This window comes from Paenibacillus sp. Marseille-Q9583 (assembly GCF_976954365.1).
Genome location: NZ_CDRJTB010000037.1, coordinates 17,495 through 39,266, shown reverse-complemented (window position 1 = coordinate 39,266; position 21,772 = coordinate 17,495). Strand labels below are relative to the sequence as shown.

Annotated in this window: 21 protein-coding genes; 1 reads left to right on the top strand and 20 read right to left on the bottom strand. The window is 46.3% G+C overall.

Annotated features, from left to right (window positions below):
* Positions 1-462: 462 nt before the first annotated feature.
* From spoIIE to pth, 14 genes are all read right to left on the bottom strand, one after another.
* Positions 463-2,970 (bottom strand): stage II sporulation protein E, encoded by a 2,508-nt coding sequence (spoIIE, locus tag ACWNM1_RS17570; protein ID WP_149643863.1) that lies wholly within the window; start codon positions 2,968-2,970, stop codon positions 463-465.
* 343 nt (positions 2,971-3,313) lie between these two features.
* The gene (locus ACWNM1_RS17565) at positions 3,314-3,814 is read right to left on the bottom strand and encodes a S1 domain-containing RNA-binding protein (RefSeq protein WP_036678766.1); all 501 of its coding nucleotides are present in this window, start codon (positions 3,812-3,814) and stop codon (positions 3,314-3,316) included.
* 124 nt (positions 3,815-3,938) lie between these two features.
* Positions 3,939-4,274, bottom strand: a complete 336-nt coding sequence (locus ACWNM1_RS17560) for an FtsB family cell division protein (RefSeq protein ID WP_042183861.1) — start codon at positions 4,272-4,274, stop codon at positions 3,939-3,941.
* Between the two features lie 23 nt (positions 4,275-4,297).
* A complete protein-coding gene (gene yabQ / locus ACWNM1_RS17555; protein ID WP_076286874.1) occupies positions 4,298-4,861 on the bottom strand; it encodes a spore cortex biosynthesis protein YabQ in 564 nt (187 codons plus the stop codon).
* The gene (yabP, locus tag ACWNM1_RS17550; RefSeq protein WP_042123140.1) at positions 4,858-5,142 is read right to left on the bottom strand and encodes a sporulation protein YabP; all 285 of its coding nucleotides are present in this window, start codon (positions 5,140-5,142) and stop codon (positions 4,858-4,860) included. The genes yabQ and yabP overlap by 4 nt, the downstream gene beginning before the upstream one ends.
* A gap of 137 nt (positions 5,143-5,279) precedes the next feature.
* Entirely contained in the window at positions 5,280-5,558 is a 279-nt protein-coding gene (locus ACWNM1_RS17545; RefSeq protein WP_042183857.1) for an RNA-binding S4 domain-containing protein, read from the bottom strand.
* A complete protein-coding gene (locus ACWNM1_RS17540) occupies positions 5,558-5,830 on the bottom strand; it encodes an HU family DNA-binding protein (protein ID WP_036678778.1) in 273 nt (90 codons plus the stop codon). Before ACWNM1_RS17540 ends, ACWNM1_RS17545 begins: the two co-directional genes overlap by 1 nt.
* A gap of 287 nt (positions 5,831-6,117) precedes the next feature.
* Positions 6,118-7,617 (bottom strand): bifunctional methyltransferase/pyrophosphohydrolase YabN, encoded by a 1,500-nt coding sequence (gene yabN / locus ACWNM1_RS17535; RefSeq protein ID WP_449601917.1) that lies wholly within the window; start codon positions 7,615-7,617, stop codon positions 6,118-6,120.
* A gap of 66 nt (positions 7,618-7,683) precedes the next feature.
* Positions 7,684-9,366 carry a putative polysaccharide biosynthesis protein gene (locus ACWNM1_RS17530; RefSeq protein WP_449601915.1) on the bottom strand — a complete coding sequence of 561 codons (1,683 nt, stop codon included), beginning with the start codon at positions 9,364-9,366 and terminating at the stop codon, positions 7,684-7,686.
* Positions 9,367-9,514: 148 nt separating this feature from the next.
* Positions 9,515-10,057 carry a stage V sporulation protein T gene (gene spoVT, locus ACWNM1_RS17525; RefSeq protein ID WP_234540341.1) on the bottom strand — a complete coding sequence of 181 codons (543 nt, stop codon included), beginning with the start codon at positions 10,055-10,057 and terminating at the stop codon, positions 9,515-9,517.
* 355 nt (positions 10,058-10,412) lie between these two features.
* The gene (locus ACWNM1_RS17520; RefSeq protein WP_076286878.1) at positions 10,413-11,456 is read right to left on the bottom strand and encodes a peptidylprolyl isomerase; all 1,044 of its coding nucleotides are present in this window, start codon (positions 11,454-11,456) and stop codon (positions 10,413-10,415) included.
* The gene (mfd, locus tag ACWNM1_RS17515; RefSeq protein ID WP_449601913.1) at positions 11,443-14,967 is read right to left on the bottom strand and encodes a transcription-repair coupling factor; all 3,525 of its coding nucleotides are present in this window, start codon (positions 14,965-14,967) and stop codon (positions 11,443-11,445) included. Before mfd ends, ACWNM1_RS17520 begins: the two co-directional genes overlap by 14 nt.
* 131 nt (positions 14,968-15,098) lie before the next feature.
* The gene (locus ACWNM1_RS17510) at positions 15,099-15,329 is read right to left on the bottom strand and encodes an anti-sigma-F factor Fin family protein (RefSeq protein WP_042123127.1); all 231 of its coding nucleotides are present in this window, start codon (positions 15,327-15,329) and stop codon (positions 15,099-15,101) included.
* A gap of 84 nt (positions 15,330-15,413) precedes the next feature.
* Positions 15,414-15,974 carry an aminoacyl-tRNA hydrolase gene (pth, locus tag ACWNM1_RS17505; RefSeq protein WP_042183849.1) on the bottom strand — a complete coding sequence of 187 codons (561 nt, stop codon included), beginning with the start codon at positions 15,972-15,974 and terminating at the stop codon, positions 15,414-15,416.
* 125 nt (positions 15,975-16,099) lie between these two features.
* Between pth and ACWNM1_RS17500 the strand changes: the two genes are divergently transcribed.
* Positions 16,100-16,300, top strand: a complete 201-nt coding sequence (locus ACWNM1_RS17500; RefSeq protein ID WP_042183847.1) for a hypothetical protein — start codon at positions 16,100-16,102, stop codon at positions 16,298-16,300.
* Between the two features lie 116 nt (positions 16,301-16,416).
* On the opposite strand, the gene ACWNM1_RS17495 is transcribed toward ACWNM1_RS17500, so the two are convergent.
* The 6 genes from ACWNM1_RS17495 to ACWNM1_RS17470 form a co-directional block, all read right to left on the bottom strand.
* Entirely contained in the window at positions 16,417-17,370 is a 954-nt protein-coding gene (locus tag ACWNM1_RS17495; protein ID WP_036678796.1) for a ribose-phosphate diphosphokinase, read from the bottom strand.
* Between the two features lie 87 nt (positions 17,371-17,457).
* On the bottom strand, positions 17,458-18,858 hold the full coding sequence (gene glmU, locus ACWNM1_RS17490; protein WP_449601912.1) for a bifunctional UDP-N-acetylglucosamine diphosphorylase/glucosamine-1-phosphate N-acetyltransferase GlmU: 1,401 nt from the start codon (positions 18,856-18,858) through the stop codon (positions 17,458-17,460).
* A gap of 272 nt (positions 18,859-19,130) precedes the next feature.
* Entirely contained in the window at positions 19,131-19,418 is a 288-nt protein-coding gene (gene spoVG / locus ACWNM1_RS17485; protein WP_020425826.1) for a septation regulator SpoVG, read from the bottom strand.
* Between the two features lie 210 nt (positions 19,419-19,628).
* Complete coding sequence (purR, locus tag ACWNM1_RS17480; RefSeq protein ID WP_042183840.1) at positions 19,629-20,456, bottom strand: pur operon repressor; 828 nt, start codon at positions 20,454-20,456, stop codon at positions 19,629-19,631.
* A gap of 76 nt (positions 20,457-20,532) precedes the next feature.
* On the bottom strand, positions 20,533-21,387 hold the full coding sequence (gene ispE, locus ACWNM1_RS17475) for a 4-(cytidine 5'-diphospho)-2-C-methyl-D-erythritol kinase (RefSeq protein ID WP_042183839.1): 855 nt from the start codon (positions 21,385-21,387) through the stop codon (positions 20,533-20,535).
* Positions 21,388-21,527: 140 nt separating this feature from the next.
* The gene (locus tag ACWNM1_RS17470) at positions 21,528-21,704 is read right to left on the bottom strand and encodes a small, acid-soluble spore protein, alpha/beta type (RefSeq protein ID WP_042183837.1); all 177 of its coding nucleotides are present in this window, start codon (positions 21,702-21,704) and stop codon (positions 21,528-21,530) included.
* Positions 21,705-21,772: the final 68 nt, after the last annotated feature.

Below are 21,772 nucleotides of genomic sequence, written 5' to 3'. Positions count from 1 at the left end.
CAAACGGTCGCTTTTGTTGGGGAAATTTGCGATCTGAACTACGGGGATAGTGAATAGGGGAACTGCGAGAAATGTTTGGGCTTTCGATCGCTGTTATTATTTGATTTCTCTATTAAAACCGCCCTCTGCGGTTGAAATCAAATAATAAAGGCGAACGCTCCGCTTCTACAGCTCCAAACTTTCTCTCCGTTCCGTACCTTCACTAGTAAACAGTTTAGATCTAAAAAATTCCGCTCCAAAGTCAGCGAACCTTTGAAACGTAAATAGTAGAGGCCGGCGAGTTACACATCACAGACTCGCCCCGACTTCCAAGCACGCACGACGCTTCGCGCGTACTTAAACCTCCTATAGCAGCACGGCGCATTGTGCGCACTGCAAATATATAGGCAACACGACACTTCGTGCATGCTTAAACACACAGGCAATACGGCGCTTCGCGCGTACCAAACATAAAACCTAAGCCTAACTCACCGTACGCGGACGCTCCATTCGGCCGACACCAGGCATATGCAGGCTGGACCACTCTGGGTGGAAATGATCTACACGACTGACGACAATTGTCATGTCATCATGGATCTCATTGCCCTGATAACGGATTACCTTATCTAGCAGGCTATCCGCCAAATCTTGAGGATCATCCCCCTCGAGCTCTTGGATCAACCGTTTCATCCATATCTCCTTATTAACGGCATATCCTGGCGCATCATAAATACCATCCGTCATCATAATCAAAATATCACCGGCCCGAAGCTGCATGCTAATCAGATCCACATCGATATCTTTAATGATTCCTATAGGCAGATTACTAGAGGTTATTGGAATGACCTCACTGCCCCTCCGGATAAAGCTTGGTGCGGAAGCAATCTTCATAAAAGTTGTCTGTGCGGAATACTGATCGATCAAAGCCATGTCAACGGTAGCATAGAACTCGTCAGGAGAACGTAATAAGAGAATCGAGTTTACCGACTTTACAGCCAGCTTCTCGTCCATACCGGATTGCAGTAGCTTTTCTAACATACCGAGGGCGGCACTACTCTCCATTCTTGCCCGCTCACCATTTCCCATTCCATCGCTAATGGATACTGCAAAGGTGCCGTTTCCAAGCTCTACGGTACTGAAGCTATCGCCAGATAACATATCTCCTCCTTTAGAAACAACGGCCACTCCTGTGTTTATCTCAAAGGCTTTGGCTGAACCGAAGGTAACCATCGACAATCCTTCCCGAGGATGGACTGCCGTCTCGCTCATGACAGCAATATTCTCATCTAGTATGTCGGAAAGGAGCGGAGCGATCATTTTACGGCATTCATCAAAACCACGAGTATAGGCATGCACCACCTCTATTTCTACACGCCCAGGATCTAAACTTAGGATTTCGATACTATGAATAGACAGCCCTAATTTCTCCAATGTCTCACGGATTTGTGCTTCTTGACGATACATAGCTTGTCCCTCACGTTTTATTTCACGCGCTAGGTCCTCCATAACCTGTGACACGCCCGATAACTGCTCGGCAACAAATTGACGACTATCGTATATTTGTCTTTTCCATCGCATATCATGTTGGTAAAGATCATATTGTCCTTTCATGACTTCAAGTACTTCACCAGTTTTACCGCAAATCCGGCTCCATTCCGGAGGCAGCTGAGCTGCCGTAATATCAGGGCATTCCTCAACAGTAGTCATCATATCTGTCATATATCTATACGTCTGATAGAATTTTGCATCCCAGCAGTGGGAACGTCGAATGCATCCTGCACAGGCCCCCTCTGTCACCGTACTCATGAAATCCTCCATCTCACGGTCTGACTTCCCTACTTCTCCGGCACGTGGAATCTGCCCAAAGCTGCTCGACAGCTGCTGGAATACCTGTGAGAATTGCGTCACCCGTTCTGCCGTTAAATCCCTGACCCTTCGCGCATATTCGTGTTGAGATCGGCTATGATCTGACGTGCCAGGAACATATTTAGCAATGGCAGATATCATCGCCTTAGGCGTTATAAGAAATAGCACTACCGCTACGCAGGTTTCCCATGTTGAGGCCATCATATCACCCGGACCCGTAAAATAGACGGAAAGGATTGTGGATCCTAGCAACATCCCGATAGATACTGCTCCTTTTCGACCACCCTGCATCATTCCCGCTAGCATTCCAGAAAAAGCAAGCAGGCTCATCTGATAGATAGCACTAATATCCGCCAAACTGAGAATCAATCCGGTCACCACCCCAACAGCAGCCCCAAGAGGAGCCCCCCCTGCCATGGCGAAGAGTAGAATCAAATATCGTGACAATATATGCTCCAAAGACAAACCATTAAGGGTCCAGCCCACAAGGCCCGTCATTACTGAGGCAAGTAAGATAATAAGGCACAGAATCTCCTCGTTCCTGAGCGCTCTACTTTTTTGCTTATAGGTTAGTAGAGGCAGCGCTTGAATGAACACCAGTGTAAGCACAAAACCTAGTAAAGCATCTAGTGTTGTCATCATAAGCGGATACCAAGAAAGAGAAGGTCCAATAACAATCTGGAACAAGCCAACCATAAACGAAGACACGAACACCATAAGTGGTGCATAGGATAAATCTATTCGTTCATAACTTTCCAAGCCTTTATAAACTAAAAAGAAAATAATCAGCTCAGCAGTAGTAACCAAAGCTCCAGGGAATGGAGTAAAGAGGCTTCCAGCTATAATGGCTGCAGCTACAGGTAAAATAGAGTCGCGACGCATAAACACAATGACGGCAAAGTATGCGACAGCAAAAGGGGATAGTTCGTCCAGAATCATGGCTCTACCCAGCAGAAACCCCATGAAACTGAGCAATAGCATCCATTTCTTCGCTGCTATTAGCTGAACATACCGCTGCTTCTGACCCCAAGCTGTAATACGCGTGCGCAATGCTTGTCTCTGCTTCTTATCTTCACTTCCTACTCTTGTCCACTCTGGCAAATTTACCACGTTGCTTTTACTCATTCCCCTACACCACCCGTTTAAGAATTTATGGTACTCATTATATAACCGGGGAATTGAGAAAGTTTGTCAGAAATGGAGGGACACACACAAGAAATTTCCGACAAAAAAGCCTTCATTCATGATCTGTAAAAAAGCGGTTCTATCCCTTGCGGGACGGTAGGTTGATTGGTTTCAAGATTGTTTACAACGTAATTTCACGCGCTGACGCGGCGGTCTTTCGTCAGCGATTGCCCTAGAGTTATGTGAGAATGACATGGATGCTGTCGGCAATTTTATATGACATGACAAAAAAACCGCAAGGGCGAAATGCCCCTGCGGTTATTTATGATGTACAGGTATTGGATTACACGCGTTTAGCTCCACGGCCTCCGCGCTTTCCTTCTGTGTTCTTCTTAATCGAAGATATCCGTTCTTCGCTGTCTTTCAGGAATCGCGACATTTTATCCTCGAATGAAGGTTTACCGGCTGCAGGCTTAAATGGACGCCCACCCCGTTCACGATTGAATCCACCGCCGCCTCCACCACTGCCGCCACCGCCGCCGAAACGGTCTCCGCCGCTAGGACGTTCTGGTCTTGGAGCTCTAGGCGGACGTACTTCCGATGCTGGCTTGTCAACAGCCTGCTTAATGGAAAGTCCGATCTTGCCGTCCTTATCGACGTTGATCACCTTGACTGTTACTACATCACTAATCTTCAGATGATCGTTAACATCCTTGACATAATTATCGGCGATTTCCGAGATGTGAACGAGACCTGTGACACCTCCTGACAGATCCACAAATGCTCCGAAATGCGTGATGCCTGTCACTTTGCCTTCTAACTTGGTGCCCACTTCAATTGCCATAGAATAAAATGATCCTCCCTTAAAAATATACAGACGAATATTAAGGTCATCCTGTCTGCGGTGATTTGATTATACAGTAAAGAGCAAAGCAAGGCAACAGAGTAAAAGCCTCTTTTCGCCGCTATTATTGCTCGGATTGCTCTGTTCGAATAGGAGTTTCCCCTTGAGGATAGATATTGTACCATTTACGTGCTAATTGGCCAATATACTCGTCATCATTAAGTCTGGATAATTCATATTTTAATTGAGTTAAAGATGCCATGACATCCTCACTAGTCTCCTGTTTCTTTGCAAGTTCCTCACCCTTGTCCGCAATGACCGCACTTTGAGCGAAGTAAGTATAACCCGCCCAACCAAAAAATACTGCCACAAAGACAATCCACATAAATCTTCTTCTCTTCGCGCCTGCGGCCGAATTTTTGCTATGATTACTTTTCTCTTCCGCAGTAAATCTGTTCATGCAACGTACCCCCTAATTCAAGGTCAGCGTTTCCGCCATTTGGTAATCCATTCAGTGATCTTCACAATCCAGGCGCTATGTGTCAGCCGTGATAACTGTGGAGAGATCCACCTAACAGGTAATACCCAAATTGGTTTGGTCAGACGCAGCAGAAGCTTAAAGATGAACCGCAGAATACGACCTAGTAGCTTTAGCAGCCCTAAAATAAATCGCCAAAGCCAGAGAAGAGGTGTACCTATCAGGATCTCCACAAGTCTCCACAGCAACCTGCACATATACTGAACCGATTGAATTAACCTTAACACAAAACGCCGCACCGTAACACTGAAGATTAAAAAATAGATCCATACTCCTAGAAACAAACCTAGAAAGACATAAAACCGCAATTGTCCTTGATTTCCGGCATACAGCATACGAAAAACGAGCAAGGCGGCCCAAAGCCAATACAGTAGATCTAGCATGGCATTCAGCCATTTGGGAAAATTGAACTTCAGCGACAGCACCCGGTAGCTGTCATAGGCCAGTCCCATTGCCAGCCCGGCCATGATCATGTAGAACAGCGTCACCCACTGGACTGCAGGATTCATTTAAATAGCTTACCGAGCAGACCTTTATTTTTGCCCTGCGATCCGGGATCGAGATAAATCAGGGAATGTACATTGCCCTCTAGGGACAACATTCCGTTCTCCAGACTTAAATTTTTGATATGTAAATGATTCCCGCGAATGGTGAGATGGCCGAGTTCTGTACGAAGCAAAAATTCCTCGCTGTCGAAGCTCTCCACATTTTGCACGCCCGTCAACTCCAGCTGCTTCCGACTGCGCATGTGCAGATCATGCTGTTTGTTTACCTTTCCTGGCTCGATCATAGCATGTACCCCTCCTTCTTACCTCTAATCTATGGCAAAGGCAGAAGTTATAGAACATCCCGTCCCACTAAAAATAATAGAAACAAAAAGAAGGCACAACTCTACAAAATGTAAAGTTATGCCTTCTTCTATTACTCTTACCAGTCCAGTCCGCTGCTTTTGGCAACAGGCTCTTCCCGAACTAGAGTATACATACCAGCGGCCTCGTCCTTGCGAGTCGTTTCGACCAGCTTTTCTACTTTGACCGTTACAAGCTTTTGTCCAAATTGTACAGTAATCTCGTCACCGATCTTAACTGCACTACTAGGTTTAGATTCCCGCCCGTTAATCAGTACCCGGCCTTGTTCGGACACATCCTTGGCGACTGTACGGCGCTTAATTAAACGGGACACTTTCAGGAATTTGTCAAGACGCATTAGTTAACGGCTTCTTTAAGCTTGTTACCAGCTTTGAAAGCCGGTACAGTCGATTCTGGAATTTCAATCGTTGTGCCCGTTTGCGGGTTGCGACCAGTGCGTCCTGCACGTTTGCGAGTTTCAAAAGTTCCGAAACCGATCAGTTGGACTTTATCACCTTTTGCCAAAGCTTCTGTAATCTCACCCAAGAATCCGTTCAATACTGCTTCTACATCTTTTTTTGCCAATCCGTTTTTCTCGGAAATGTTGTTTACCAAATCTGTCTTGTTCATAATTTAAAGTTCCTCCTAGGATACGAAAAAATAAATGAAACGAGAATCACCACCATAATATGGGGCGAATCGCATTTCGTCTTTATGTTATTCTTGATGTCACCTTAAAATCCTGCCACGATTCGTCGTTTTTTTAAAAAAGAAGCAGTTATTTCTCAGAAATCGTCGCAGAATCTATTCTATAGCACTATTAAACTACTGACCACATTCTAAATCAGAAAATAAAAGCTACATCCACAGCATTGCCCCATTTTTGAGTCCATATACTGTAAAGGGGCTGTGAATTACTAGACTTTTCGCTCCTCAGCCTTAGCCTCTTTCCATAGTTCTTCCATCTCTTCCAAACTACTATCCTTTACGCTCGTTCCTTTGCGCTGCAAGCTTTGCTCAATATATTGAAACCGGCGCACAAATTTGCGGTTAGTCCGGGTTAATGCCTCTTCCGGATCTGCACCGATAAACCGAGCGACATTCGTAACTGCAAACAATAAATCCCCAAGTTCCAGAATTTGATCATCTGTCGTCGCATCGGTGTCAATCGCCTCCTGCAGCTCATCGATCTCCTCACGAATCTTGGCTATGCAATCCGTAGCGTTGTCCCAGTCAAAGCCCACCTTGGATGCTTTTTTCTGAAGCTTGTATGCCTTCATAAGAGCAGGCAGGTCACGCGGAACACCACTAAGAACAGATAATTCCTCTGGCTTCACACCTTTACGCCGCTTCTCTTCTGCCTTCATGCCCTCCCAGTTCTTCAGCGCTTCTTCGGCATCATTCGCATTGGTATCCCCAAATACGTGAGGGTGACGGAAGATAAGCTTATCATTCAGCCCTTCAATGACGTCATACACGTTGAACGTGCCAAGCTCCTCCTCCATTTGAGAGTGAAGCATAATTTGCAGCAAAAGGTCACCCAGCTCCTCTTTCATATGATCGGGGTCATCCTCATCAATCGTTTCAAGGACTTCATAGGTTTCTTCGATTAAATTTTTGCGTAGGGATTCATGTGTCTGCTCCCGATCCCATGGACAACCTTCCGGGCTTCGAAGAATATCGACAATCTCATGCAGACGGGCAAAGGTACGATTTCTTAGATTCTCGTCACGATTCGCAGGTACATAAACTAACGACAGGTTGCCATAACCGTCGAGTCGATCCAGTTCGTACAGTGGGACTCTTACAATACTTTCTTCGTTCTCGACACCGAGTGCATGCCCCACAACAACTTCATATTCAGGCGGGTACAGCTCCATCAGACATAATTTTGTCTCCGAGGCTGTAAAGCTATCGTACACCTGACCAATCAGAGTATGTAGTTCAGGCTGAAGCTGAGCACTGCGAATGCCTGAAGCATCTAGTAACTGAAACCCTTCAATGGGGTCAAACCCCAGTCGAACAAACGCCTCGTCGAGAAAGCTCTCCCCACCCAATATTTGCAGTTCAATGCCTTCCTCAGGACACCGCTCGCGCAGCTGGGAAACTGCTGATTCCGCAACCATAGGATGACCCGGAACCGCGTAAACAATATCTGTACCGTCTGCTGCTGCTTGAGCCTCTTCAATCAGTTTTGAAGTAATCGCTGCATACACCTCTGGAAACGAAGATAAAGATTCATACAATCCATCAAAGGACTGGGAAGTTATTTCAAGCTCGGAGAGGGCAGCCATGACTGGATGCTCTTTTGTGCGGACATAGACAACGGATGCTGCCTTCAGCTTCTTTATAATTCCTAGTGTCAACCGATCAGGGTTGCCTGAACCCAGACCGACGACCGTTAATGTTGCACTCATGTCTGTTCCTCCTCTTAAGCGGCTGTCTCAGCAGACCGCATTTTTATATTGTGATGTGAACGTTGATTAAGGGAATAAGCGCAGCTTCTTCAGCTTGTCCGCCAGGGACGGGCCGAAGCCGGGAAGCTGGCGAAGCTCGCTCTCGCTAAGGAGCCGAAGGACTATAGCCCCTACGGCAAAGACAGCGCAGCCTGCGAGCACCCCGAGCAGGCTCTGCGCCAAGCTGGCAGTGCGCCCGCCGCCGATGCCAGCGGCCGTAGCCGCAGCGTCCACGCCCCAGCTGGTGGCTGCAGCGGCAAGAGCCAGGCCCGCGGTGAGCAGCGCGGGCCGTGCCAGGGCATCTGCGAGGCGAAGCCGCAGATGGCCCTGGCGGTACAGCAGCAGCACGTTGAGCGCTGCTGCGAACGAATGCGCGGCCACGCCAGCGATGGCTGCGCCGGTAATGCCCTGCTGCGGAACCAGCAGCAGGTTCAGGGCCGCCTTGAGCAGCGCGGCGGCCAAAAGGTGCAGGGCCGGGGCGCGCACGTAGCCGAGGCCCTGCAAGAGTGCAGCCGAGATGATGCTGACCGTACCGCCAACAGCGGTTAAGGCCAGCCAAGTCATAGTGCTGCTACCGGCGGTGTCGCCGTAAAGAGCCATATTAATCGGCTCAGCAAGCACTGCAAGGCCCGCTGACGCTGCCAGCCCTAGCAGCCAGAACCAACGCAGCGACAAGCTGCAACGGTTCTCGATCAGCTTCATGTCTCCCTTGTACTTCGCCTCTGCTAAGGCTGGTATGAACACGACAGACAAAGAAGTGGCAATCATCGTTACAATCTGCACTAGTGGCAAACCACGATTGTATATACCAAACTGTGTCATTGCCTCCACTTCGCTTCCTAGAGAGGATAGCAAGCGAGGTACAGTGAATACATCTACAAGACCGATAAGAGGCATTGCGAGCGCGCCAAGCATCACGGGAATTCCATAAGCCAGCAAGGCCCCTGCTTTAACACCCATAATCCGTTGATTTGAACGCCCCTCATTATCTGCATTGGGCAGCTTTAAACCCTGACTTTCGACAGAAGCGGCAGCATCTAAAGGGGCCCCTTGTCTTAATCCCCGCCGATGACGTCGCAAAAATAGCAGCATAATCACAAGCCCTGCTGCCCCTCCCCCGGCTGAGCCGAGCAATGCGCCAGCAGCAATGCTCTCAGCGCCTGCACCCAGTGAGGTCAGGTATAAGAGCAGTACAATCATTACCGTAACACGTACAGACTGCTCTACAATTTGTGACACAGCCGTCGGAACCATATTATGAAGACCCTGAAAGTAACCCCGAAGAGCTGACATGATTGGAACAACCGCAAGCCCCCACGCACTTGCCTGCAAAGCGGGCATCACATGCGAGTTGCCGACCCACCCAGCTATAATCGGCGCACCTGCATAGGTGATTGCTCCGATAACCAAACCGCTTATGGCTGTTATAACCGCAGATAAACGCAGAATCCTCCGACCCTCGTCATCCCGCCTTCCTGCAGAGGCTTCAGCGACAAATTTGGATATGGCCGCTGGCAGACCCAGCATCGCTACCGTCAACAACATCGTGTATAAAGGATAAACCGTGTTGTATATACCAAATACCGCATCTCCGCCTAGATTTTGCAGCGGAATCTTTTGGAGTGTACCTATAAGCTTTGAAATAATCGCTGCTGCACTCAGAATAAATGCCCCCTGCAGCAGCCGTGATGTTTGTGTATTAGATTTCATAAAGTACCTGCTTCTACAACTTTGATGGGATGAATTTCTATATTATAACGTATGTATGCCCACAAGTAGAAACGGTTTTGTATGAACGACAAAACCCCGTTTGCCCTTTGTATATGTTACCAAAAGGAAAGCGGGGTCTACATTACGATTACTGCTCCATTTGTTTACCGAGGAATGCGGCGGCGGTTTCGGCCATTTTAATTTCCATTGATGACATTTTCGCCGAATCATCCTTGCTTACCATCACTACACAACCAATAGGATCTCCACCGGAAATGATCGGTGAGGCTACATATGAGGACACCAAATCCGGATGATCTTTAGCGATTTCATAACTGCCTTCGTTGGTTTCCAGTACAGTCTTACGACTATCCATAACCTTCTCCAAAAGAATCCCTACTTGTTTTTCCAAATAGTCTTTCTTGGAGCCTCCAGCCAGTGCAATAAAGGTATCACGATCAGCAATCATCGTAATATGCCCAGTACCTTCAAACAAGGACTCCGCGTACTCTTTTGCAAAGTCACCAAGCTCGCCAATCGGCGAATATTTCTTGAGTATGACTTCACCGTCCCGATCGACGAAAATTTCCAGTGGGTCGCCTTCTCTAATCCGTAGAGTACGTCTAATTTCTTTGGGAATAACCACACGTCCGAGATCATCAATACGCCGAACAATTCCAGTAGCTTTCATTTCACATGTGCCCCGCTTTCTTAAGAAGTATGGTCTTACTACTGTCCATTATGGGAAAGGATAATCCCAGTGATTTATCGTAATATCTGACCATAGTATTCATCTCTTCCCAGATCCTTATACATAAGCTGACATGTATTAATATCTGCATCAAGATAAAGGCCGTTCTGAAGATGTTTCTTCGAACAAGCATAAACGCCTTCGGCGTCCTTAATAAGGACGGTAAGCGCTTAAGCGAGAAATATAAGGAAAAAGTATAGTGTGAAACTTATACTACCTTATATTTATAAAAAGCCATCTTCACATTAAGTGAGGATGGCTTTTCTAAGGTAAGCTTGTCCATTTTTACCGATGTTTATTCAGCAGCTTTTGTAGCACTTGGAGATGCGCTTGGCGCTGTAGTGGCTTCTGTTCCGCTATTTTTTGTTCCGGATTCATCTGCGGCAGCAGAGCTCTTCGGCAGATTGATACTCTCAATAATGCCTTCCAGATCTTTCTCCATGAACGCTTCTAGGTTCTTGGACACAATGGAGCTCTTAATGCCTTCTTTTTGTTCATCCGTTAACTGATCAAAGGTTTTGTCGGTACGGGACTCCACCTTGATGATATGGTAACCATAAGAAGTCTCTACAGGATCACTAATGGTATTCAAAGGCAAGGTTTGAGCAGCCTTCTTAAACTCATCTACATACGTTCCCACAGCTTTATCTTTATATTCTCCGCCTGTTTCCTTAGAGGCTGTATCGTCAGTATATTCCTTAGCGATTGCTGCAAAATCAGCTCCGCCGTCCAGCTTTGCCTTAACTTCCTTCGCGATTTTCAGTGCTTCTTCACTAGTGCGTTCTTTGTTGTTAGCATCTGTCAGACCGATTAGCACATGACGCAAAGTCGCTACCGTAAAGTCACCTTTTGTAGCTTCAAATTCTTTGACAACCTGATCGTCTGTCACTTTAAGCAGCATATCCTGATAAACCGTCAGCACACGCTCCATATAACTATGGATATCGCCCTCTGTAACGTCAGCGTCTTTAAGTGTTTTCTTATAATTGTCGCCCAGAGCTTTCTTCAAGTCAGCGATTTGGCTATCAGCCTCTTTCTTCGCCTGCTTCTTCGCTTCATCCGTTGCTTTGGAAGCCAAATATTCAAAGCCCACTTCCTGCTTCAAAATAGACTCCTTAAACGCCTCAATCTCTAAATATTGCGCTTGCTGCGGGGAGAGGAATTTCATGATTTTTTGATCCATAGCAAATTCCTTCTCTGTGATTGTTCCGCCTTTATAAGTCGCAACTGCCTTGCTATCATCAGCACTACTACCGCATGCTGCTAGCATAGAAAAGGAAACCGCTGCTACCAATGAAACGAGCAGTACTTTCCATGATTTTTTTTTATTTAACGACATTGTGTAGTTCTCCCTTCGATTTAAAAGACTGTTTAGCTTCCTTAAGAAACTGTTCAAGCAAGTCAAGCAGCTGTTTATCACTTAAGTCTTTCGACTTCACTCGGATACTGGCTTTAGCATCTCTATCGAATTGTACACGTCTTTCGAAGCTATTTCCAACTTTCGCGAGTTTCGCCGTATCCAGGGCGCCAAGACTTCCCTCATAGAAATTCAGGGAAACATCATCACCACGTCTGATCATGGAATCAATGCCATACATTTTTCCATACACTTTTAGACGAGCCACTGTTAATAGATTAACAACCGCTTCAGGCAGTTCTCCGAACCGATCCAAGAGCTCATCCTCAAGCTCAGAAGCATCATCGAAGGATGTTACTGCCGCAACTTTTTTGTAGATTTCAATTTTCTGGATACTGTCGTAAATATACTCGGATGGCAGATAAGCGTCAATTGACAAATCAATGACGGTATTGCCCTCTTTGAGCGAGGTATCTTCCTCTCCAAGCACAGTAACCTTACGCTTGCGGATCTCCTCCGCCAGCATTTGTGAGTATAGATCAAATCCTACGGATGCAATAAAACCATGCTGCTCTGCACCAAGTAAGTTACCGGCACCACGAATAGATAAATCACGCATCGCTATTTTGAAGCCAGAACCCAGTTCCGTAAATTCCTTAATAGATTGCAGCCGCTTCTCTGCCACTTCAGTCAGAACCTTGTCCCGCTGATAGGTAAAATAGGCGTACGCAATCCGGTTGGACCGGCCTACACGTCCACGTAATTGATAGAGCTGAGACAAGCCCATCTTATCCGCATCATGCACAATAAGTGTGTTTACGTTAGGAATATCTACACCCGTCTCAATAATACTTGTGCTGACCAGCACATCGTATTCTCCATCAAGAAAATCAAGGATTGTCTTCTCCAGCTCCGCTTCCGACATTTGGCCATGTCCAATGCCTACTCTAGCCTCAGGAACAAGCATAGAAATTTGAGCGGCCATTTCTTGAATGCCCTGCACACGATTATAGAGATAGTACACTTGACCGCCACGAGCCAATTCCCGCTCTACAGCTTCCCGCGTAAGCGTCTGACTATGCTCAACAACATAAGTCTGCACGGGGAAACGGTTCTCCGGCGGCGTCTCAATGACAGACAAATCACGCACGCCCAGCATCGACATATGCAATGTACGAGGAATTGGAGTTGCTGTCAGGGTAAGAACATCTACATTCGTTTTTAACTTCTTCAGCTTCTCTTTATGAGTCACGCCAAATCGCTGTTCCTCATCCACGATCAATAAACCTAAGTCCTTAAATACAAGGTCCTGAGACAACAAACGGTGGGTACCAATAACCACATCAACCGTTCCTGCCCGAACGCCTTTAATCGTCTCATTCTGCTCCTTACGGCTGCGGAAACGACTTAGGACTTGAATATTTAACGGATAATTTGCGAAGCGTTCCCGGAAGGTCTCATAATGCTGCTGAGCTAGAATCGTTGTCGGTACCAGTACAGCCACCTGTTTACCTTCAATCGCTGATTTAAAGGCTGCTCGTATAGCTACCTCCGTCTTACCATATCCAACGTCTCCACAAAGGAGCCGATCCATTGGACGATTCTGTTCCATATCCTTCTTAATCTCTTCAATCGCTCGAAGCTGATCCCGAGTCTCCTCGTAAGGGAACATTTCTTCAAATTCACGCTGTTCCTGTGTGTCCTTCTCAAAACCATACCCTGCTGCACTTTGGCGTTCAGCGTACAGTTTGATTAGATCATCAGCAATATCCTGAACGGAAGAGCGGACCTTATTGGTCACCCGTGTCCATTCATTACCGCCTAATTTATATACTTTCGGCTCTTTATCTTCTGAACCGACATATTTCTGAATTAAGTCAATTTGCTCAATCGGAACCGAAAGCTTATCGCCACCCGCATATAAAATATGCATATAGTCGCGATGAATACCGCTGACCTCCAACGTGCCGATCCCCATATACTTACCGATACCATGGTTCTGGTGAACGACATAATCACCAATTTTCAGCTCAGTATAACTCTTGATCCGTTCAGCATTATCTATCCCTTTGGAGATCTTCCGTGCCTTCCGCTGCTTCTGAGAGAACATCTCACCTTCAGTGATAACGGCTAAATGAATAGAAGGCAGCTCAAAGCCTGAACCCAGGTTCCCTTGTACGATCGTTGGCTCATCAATGCCGTAGTCGTAAAGGACTCTGCGCACACGCTCAATCCGTTCTTCACTGCTCGCAAGCATCATTACCTTTACACCAGACTTCTGCCAACGCTCCATTTCCGATTTAAGCACATTCATCTGACCATGGAAATCCTGCATCCCACGACTAATAAACCCAAGAATATTCTGTGGTTGAATGTGTGGGACCTGGCGCAAAAAGATCGACATAAACAGGCTTTGGAACGGACGTTTGTACATCACAACATCTGTCTCAACAGAGAGATCCAGATCCGGCAATGTTTTGCCGTTTTGCATCAGATGGAGGTTCCATTCCGATTCATCTCTTTCGAGCTGTTTCGCCGTTTCAAGCAGTCTTGTCGGCTCATCGAGAATAAGAATCGTATCCTGGGCCATGTAATCAAATAAATGAGAGCGTTCAGGGTATAAAAGACTGATATATTTATAGATTTCAGGAAAATAGGTTCCTTCGCGCAGCATTTCTAGCTCGCGTCCAATTTCTTCTTTTAGACGCAACTTAGCCTGCCGATCCGCCATTTTCTCAAGCTGTCGTTCCAGCATAACAGATGCTTCAGCAGAAGCAGATTCCTGGCGAAACCTGCTCGCTATGATCTCTTTAGCCGGTGTAATCTTCACACTTCGTACTTTATCAATAGAACGCTGATCGACTGGATCAAACGTTCTGATGGAATCAACCTCATCATCAAATAACTCAACACGATATGCTAAAGGAGAAGTCATTGGATAAAAATCAATAATTCCACCTCTTACGCTCAGTTCACCGCGATTCTCAACCCGCTCTACTCTTTCATACCCCATTTCGATCATGGACATCAAGAATTCATCCAGAGCAAGCGTTCCATCCTGAGAAACCGTAACCTGTGCCTCTGCCATAATCTCTGGTGCAGGGAGCAGTCTGCGCACTCCCGAGTAGGGAACTACAACAATACCACGGAAGCCCTGAGCACATTTGGTCAGTACATCAATACGCTGGGCTAATGTCTCTGGACTTGAGACAGCCGCTTCCGCAGCCACAAGTTCATTAGCAGGATAGAGCAGAACTCGTTCCGGGGAAAGCGCTTCCTGTAAATCATCGGCCATTTTCTGAGCCGAAAACATATTATGAGTCACCACAAGCAAGGGACGGGCTGTCTCTTCATGCAGTGCTGCAAGCATGATCTGTCTAGCTGAACCTGTAAGCCCCGATATGAGCTGCTCTTTCATACCTGCAGCTACACCATGGGTGATAGACTGGAAATCGGGATCCTTGGAAAAAGCTTCTATAATACCTTGTAACAACAGGCGCACCTCTCTTACTAAACAGGCTAACGGAAGCCAAAGCCACCGTCACCTATTATGATTGGAATCGAAAAGAAGCCTCAGCTGTAACGCCAAGGCTTGCGGATGACGATAGAGACAGGCGCTATCACCTACTGAAGCGGACTCGTCAGCAGGCTAAGCTCCGGATTATGCTCTAAAGCCTCCTTGCAATAGTCGCAAGTCACCTTTACCGTGATCTCACCTTCTGAATTATACGCTATTATATCTCTGCGCTCCGCAGGGGTCAAGGAATGAAGGCCCAACTGCATTTCTGTAACATCACTTCTATTAATGCTGCCTAGAGATGTCTTGCAGTGCCTACATACATAGTTTATTGCCATCTATATGCCTCCTGAAGGTACTATATACCTTCAGTATGTCCGCTGAGCATCATCTTTAGCCTCATAACCAACAGAGTTTACAAATCAACCATTGAATTTAGCCATCGTCTGCTCGAATGAATTCTGTAAGCTGAACTCCAGTGCATCACAAGTATTAAGGATCATCTGCTTCAGAGGATCGCCTTCCTTTTTTGGAAAAGAAGAGAGAACATAATCCACTATTGCAAAACCCGGTTCAGGACGAGAAATACCCATTCGTACCCGATTAAAGCTTTGTGTACCTACATGCTGAATGATCGATTTAATTCCGTTATGCCCACCAGCACTACCTTGATAACGCAAGCGAATTTTCCCGATTTCGGTATCGAGATCATCGTAAACGACGATCATATCTTCTAGTTTAACTTTGTAATAATCCATATAAGCGCGAACGGCCTCACCGGACAAATTCATAAAGGTCATCGGTTTAATCAATACGGTTTTGACTCCCCCGATAACACCTTCACCGATCACGGATTTACATTTGCTTTGGTTGAAAGAAATCCCGTTCTGAGCTGCAAGCTCATCCAATGCCATAAAACCAACATTATGCCTTGTTTTCGCATATTGTGTTCCCGGATTTCCCAATCCGACAATCCATTTCATTATCGAACCTTTCCTTTCCATTCGGGCTCTCCGGCAAGAGAAGTCCGTTTTTGGTACAATAGATCTTATCTACATACTCTTAAGCAACCAGAGCGAAATCATACTCCGAAGACAGGTGATAACCTATGCTACATCAAAGTGGAATCTTAACACATCAGCGCGATTTTCAGTACCATATCCAATATGCTGTGCCTGTGGAAATATACAGAGGCGACGTGCACATTGACATTGGTGTATTGACAGCAGTGGACGAAGGATTCGTGGAGCTGCAAGGGACACTCTATAACCGCAGCATATTCACCTTCGTCTCCCGCGCCGGGTATTGAAGCCAGCGCTTCTACCTGCATCACGCCGATAAGGGTTACATCTCCGAGAACGGAGGTGTAACCCTTTTGTACAATATAAGAATGTATAAGTTTCACGCTATACATTCTCCTTATAATTATTCAATCTCAAACAATTTACTAATCGACAACTCTTCATGAACGCGGATAATTGCCTCACCCATAAGTGGAGCCACGGACAACACTTTGAGTTTAGAAGTTGGGTTCGCGCTGCGAATTGGAATCGTATCTGTGACGATAATCTCTTTAATTGGAGAATTCTCCAGACGTTCATGTGCAGGACCAGACAATACTGGGTGTGTACAGCAAGCGTATACTTCCTTCACGCCGCCTTCCATCAAAGCATTAGCACCAAGTACAATGGTTCCAGCAGTATCGATAATATCATCGATCAGAATGGCTGTTTTACCTTCAATATTACCGATAATGTTCATGACTTCGCTGACATTCGGCTCTGGACGACGCTTGTCTATAATTGCAAGCGGAGCGTTCAGGAAGTCAGCAAGCTTTCTTGCACGTACTACACCGCCGTGATCTGGCGACACGACAACTGGGTTCTCGATTTGTTTGGAACGGAAATACTGAGCCAGGATGGGAACTCCCAACAAGTGATCCACTGGAATATCAAAGAATCCCTGAATCTGCATAGCATGGAGGTCCATCGTAATTACACGGTGGGCGCCGGCTTTTTCAATCAAATTTGCTACCAGCTTGGCCGTAATAGGGTCACGGGAACGAGCTTTCCGATCTTGACGAGCGTAACCATAGTAAGGGATAACCACATTGATGCTTTTTGCGGAGGCGCGTTTGAGTGCATCCACCATAACTAAAAGCTCCATTAGGTTGTCATTAACCGGGCCGCAGGTGGATTGAACAATATACACATGACAACCCCGAACGCTCTCTGACAGCTTGACCTGAATTTCTCCATCGCTAAAACTTGTAGTATGCGATTCACCCATCGGAATTCCGATGTAATCAGCGATTTGACTAGCAAGCTTTGGGTTGGAGTTACAGGTGAAAATCTTTAATTTGGAATCACAATAAGTCATAAAATTTAAACCCTCCGTGACGGAATTTAGCTTTCCAAAGGCGCCGGCGCGGAAATATAAGTCCGTCCGGCGCTTCTTAGCAACGCTTTACGATGGACTCGAGTGGTCTTTCTTCGCTTTTGCACGGGAACGGATCTTCTCTGCATATCCCGGTTTATTCTCCTGCCGCACTCTGGCAACAGCCAGATCGTTCTCTGAAACGGAACACGTAATGGTCGAACCAGCTACAACAAAAGCCCCTTTGCCCACAGAAACTGGTGCAATAAGGTTAACGTTACTGCCGATAAAGGCATCGTCTTCAATTGTTGTCGTGAATTTATTATACCCGTCGTAGTTAACAGTAATCGCACCGCAACCGACGTTTACATTCTTACCCACAGATGCGTCGCCAATATAGCTAAGATGTGACACCTTAGAACCGTCACCAATCGTAGCATTCTTGATCTCGACGAAATCTCCAACCTTCACTTCTTCTCCAAGAATAGAACCTGGACGCAAATAGGCAAAAGGCCCAACGGTAGTCCGTGCGCCAACTTGTGCTTGATTCAATACGGACTGCTTAATCGTCGCGTCGTCCATGATCTGACAATCTTCGATTTCACTTGCCGGTCCGATCACACAGTTCTCACCGATTACAGTTTTACCCTTCAAGATGGTTCCTGGATAGATCGTTGTATCTGACCCAATGACTACATCTGCTCCGATATATGTGGAGGCAGGATCGATTATGGTTACGCCACCCAGCATATGTTTGCGGTTGATACGATGACGCATAATACCTTCGGCATCAGATAAAGCTAAACGGTCATTAACACCAATAGACTCGTTAGCATCCTCAGTCTGGAATGCTAGAACGAGATCACCTTGCTCGCGCAGAATACTGATAACATCTGTCAAATAATATTCCTGTTGATTATTGCTGTTAGTAACCTTCTCTAAAGCCGAAAATAACTTGATGTTATCAAAGCAATAAATTCCTGTGTTGATTTCATGAATAGCTGCCTGTTCGGCATTACAATCTTTCTGTTCTACGATCTTCATTAAGCCGCCATCTTCACTACGTATAATCCGTCCTAATCCAGATGGATCATCCATTACTGCGGTTAATACAGTCGCTGCCGCCTGACGCTCCTCATGCAGAGCCATCAATCCTATCAGCGTCTCCGATGTAATAAGCGGAGTGTCACCATAAGCAACAATCGTCGTTCCTTCTTCACCACCGAGCAAATCCTTAGCTTGTTTGACAGCGTGACCAGTACCGAGCTGAGTTTCCTGCAGCACGTATTCCGCACTTTGCCCTACATAGGCCTTAACCTTCTCTGCGCCATGCCCAACAACAACAACGGTGCGCTGGCATCCGGTCGCTTCTACTGTATCAAGCACGTGCCCTACCATTGGCTTACCGCAAACGGGGTGCAGCACCTTATATAATTTAGATTTCATTCGCTTGCCTTGACCTGCGGCAAGAACTACAGCCATTCTTTTCAAGAATGCCAACCTCCTACTCTTGAACTCACTACTGAATATATCTCATTCCGGGCAAAAAGAAAAGAGAACCATGAAGTCATGGTTCTCTTTTCTATAAACCCCATGTTAGAAAAGCATTTATCGCTGCCTTTCGAAGATGTCGTCAAATCCTTCACTAGCGCTAGCTTTTCTTGCAAGATCAAGCTGCTTAAGTCATGAAGTATATTCGGTATGATCTTATCAAAAACGGCGGATCCTACGCCACCCAAAAGGTAGCCGTCTTCCGAGGCAGCCTAAGCTCCCTCTTCAATAACTTCTTCTTCTTCAGTAGCGGCGCGATCGTACTCGGCCAGAACCGCGGATTGAATCTTCTCGCGTGTTCCCGAAGAGATCGGGTGAGCGATATCGCGGAATTCGCCATCCGGTGTACGCTTGCTGGGCATTGCAACAAACATCCCGTTATTACCATCGATGACGCGAATGTCATGAACAACAAACTCGTTATCGATTGTAATGGATGCGATTGCTTTCATTCTCCCCTCAGAGTTAACGCGGCGGAGTCTGACATCCGTAATTTGCATGTGTGTGTTCACCACCTTTTTCCATCAGAGACTTGGTGTATAATTCCACACAGCAAAGCGAATTCCTTCTTTTTGATTCCATAAAATACCTAAAAAAGAAATATATTTTTTAGGATCTGTTGTTTTCGACACGCATCGGGTGATTTTCTTAATATCTCTTACGTTTTCGACAATTTCCACGCTTTTTGAAAACAAAGAAACGCCAATCTATCAAGAGGAAAAGTAGTTACCCGGATGCGCGGAAATCCGCCGCTCTTTCGAGTCTACCTCGCTTAGTTTCACTAAAGAAACATAGTCATGCAACAGACGCTCTTCCGTCTCTACTGCGCCTGATTCGACCAACACACCCACTCCAGCAACTTCGGCATTGAACTCACCGAGTAAATCAACCATCCCTCGAACGGTCCCGCCTGCCTTCATGAAGTCATCTACAATGAGTACCCGTGATTTCTCCTTGAGTGCTCGTCTAGAAAGAGACATGGTGTGTATGCTCTTATGTGATCCAGATACATAATTAATGCTTACTGCTGATCCTTCTGTAACTTGATGATCACGTCGTACCAGCACTACTGGCAATCCTAGCTGTGCTGCCGTTGCATAGGCTAGCGGAATCCCTTTAGTTTCTACTGTCATCACCACATCGATTTCCGATCCATAAAAGGCCGTTGCGATGATCTTCCCTGCTTGCTCCATCAAAGATGGCAGTCCAAGCAGGTCCGACATATACAAATAGCCACCAGGCAATATCCGATCTGTCTGTTCCAGCTGCACACATAAACGTTTAACAAAAGAGAGCGCCATTTCTTTAGGCATCACAGGAATATAACGTACTCCACCTGCTGCACCGGCTAAGGTCTGAAGCTCTCCAATGCCCTCACCTTCAAATACTTCTTTTATGATCGCCAAATCTTCACTGATGGAGGACTTAGCCGCTCCATACCGATCGGCAAATATAGACAGCGGCAGTAGGTCATGTGGCCGCTCAAGTAAAAACTGAGTCATGTCTACCAAACGTTGGCTTCTTTTTAATTTCTTCACGGAATGCTCCTCGCCAAAACCGAATATTTTATGAAAAATATATCACTTTTGTACGGGTTTACACAAGAGAAGCATACTAATTGAGTGATCTCACTGCATAGACTTCCTTGCAGAACCCTCGCAGTCCATTATAAATTCTTGCTACTTTAGACTGCTTGGACACTAAACCGAACACTGTAGGACCGCTGCCGGACATTAACACTCCGTCTGCTCCCAGCTTAACCATCGCCTCTTTGAGCTGCTGGACCTCTGGATGCAGCTTTAGGGTAACATCCTCAAGCACATTGCCCAGATGATTACACACGCCCCCAAAATCTCCAGCTTCGATCGCGTCCTGCATCTTTCGAGCCGAAGGATGAACAGCTATATTATTGCTACGAACGCGTCCGTATACTTCCGCAGTCGATACATTGATAGGTGGCTTAGCCAATACTACCCAGCATTGCGGAGGGTTCTTAATCGGCGTCAGCTTCTCGCCACGACCTGTTGCCAAGGCAGTGCCACCTGTAACGCAGAATGGCACATCTGAGCCAAGCTCAGCGCCAAGCTCCTGCAGCTCCTGTGCAGGTATACCTAGGCGCCACAGTCGGTTCAGGCCACGTAGCGTAGCCGCAGCATCGCTGCTGCCGCCAGCCAAGCCAGCAGCGACCGGTATTCTTTTATCCAGATGGATATGTACACCACTCTTCACGTTATAACGCTCTTTAATAAGCCTAGCCGCTTGAAAGGCCAGGTTCTTCTCATCTAGAGGAATATATCCCGCTTGACTTGATATTATAATAGTATCCCTTGGCAGCTCAGACAGCTCTAAACGGTCTGCTAGATCCACCATGGTCATAATCATTTCCACCTCATGAAAACCGTCAGCACGCTTGTGCAGCACATCCAGCATCAAATTAATTTTAGCTGGTGCCTTCTCATACATTTTCAAGGCGTTCACCCACCTTCAGCTTTTCCCGTAAAAACAACTTAACATATTATATGAAAAACTTCTAATGAAGTCCAATAATAAAAGGGTGTCGCCAGTTGGACGCACCCTTTTTCGTTAAATAATTGTTCACACGCTAAAGATTAAGATTTCCGCGCAGCCTCTTCTGCGAGCTGAATCGCTCTTTTTACCATATTACCAGCATCCTTCGCCCGTATTCCTCCCCAGCCTTCGCGTTCCACCGTTTCGTAAAAACCAAGCTCCTTGGCTAACTCTGTCTTTAGTTCTTCCGACATCATGCCTCGTTTTCTGCGGCTCATTACGGAATTCCTCCCTTATGAAAGAAAATGATAAACCGATTGCTCAATTAGTATGCTTGCTTAGAACA

Bases quoted from the DNA above. Each gene is read 5' to 3' on its own strand.
- yabN (WP_449601917.1), bottom strand. From the start codon at position 7,617: ATGAGTGCAACATTAACGGTCGTCGGTCTGGGTTCAGGCAACCCTGAT.
- ACWNM1_RS17500 (WP_042183847.1), top strand. From the start codon at position 16,100: ATGCTACATCAAAGTGGAATCTTAACACATCAGCGCGATTTTCAGTAC.
- spoIIE (WP_149643863.1), bottom strand. From the start codon at position 2,970: ATGAGTAAAAGCAACGTGGTAAATTTGCCAGAGTGGACAAGAGTAGGA.
- ACWNM1_RS17540 (WP_036678778.1), bottom strand. From the start codon at position 5,830: ATGAACAAGACAGATTTGGTAAACAACATTTCCGAGAAAAACGGATTG.
- ACWNM1_RS17495 (WP_036678796.1), bottom strand. From the start codon at position 17,370: ATGACTTATTGTGATTCCAAATTAAAGATTTTCACCTGTAACTCCAAC.
- ACWNM1_RS17560 (WP_042183861.1), bottom strand. From the start codon at position 4,274: ATGAACAGATTTACTGCGGAAGAGAAAAGTAATCATAGCAAAAATTCG.
- yabP (WP_042123140.1), bottom strand. From the start codon at position 5,142: ATGATCGAGCCAGGAAAGGTAAACAAACAGCATGATCTGCACATGCGC.
- ACWNM1_RS17510 (WP_042123127.1), bottom strand. From the start codon at position 15,329: ATGGCAATAAACTATGTATGTAGGCACTGCAAGACATCTCTAGGCAGC.
- ACWNM1_RS17520 (WP_076286878.1), bottom strand. From the start codon at position 11,456: ATGTCGTTAAATAAAAAAAAATCATGGAAAGTACTGCTCGTTTCATTG.
- spoVT (WP_234540341.1), bottom strand. From the start codon at position 10,057: ATGAAAGCTACTGGAATTGTTCGGCGTATTGATGATCTCGGACGTGTG.
- ACWNM1_RS17545 (WP_042183857.1), bottom strand. From the start codon at position 5,558: ATGCGTCTTGACAAATTCCTGAAAGTGTCCCGTTTAATTAAGCGCCGT.
- pth (WP_042183849.1), bottom strand. From the start codon at position 15,974: ATGAAATGGATTGTCGGATTGGGAAATCCGGGAACACAATATGCGAAA.
- ACWNM1_RS17565 (WP_036678766.1), bottom strand. From the start codon at position 3,814: ATGGCAATTGAAGTGGGCACCAAGTTAGAAGGCAAAGTGACAGGCATC.
- yabQ (WP_076286874.1), bottom strand. From the start codon at position 4,861: ATGAATCCTGCAGTCCAGTGGGTGACGCTGTTCTACATGATCATGGCC.
- ACWNM1_RS17530 (WP_449601915.1), bottom strand. From the start codon at position 9,366: ATGAAATCTAATACACAAACATCACGGCTGCTGCAGGGGGCATTTATT.
- spoVG (WP_020425826.1), bottom strand. From the start codon at position 19,418: ATGCAAATTACGGATGTCAGACTCCGCCGCGTTAACTCTGAGGGGAGA.
- ACWNM1_RS17470 (WP_042183837.1), bottom strand. From the start codon at position 21,704: ATGAGCCGCAGAAAACGAGGCATGATGTCGGAAGAACTAAAGACAGAG.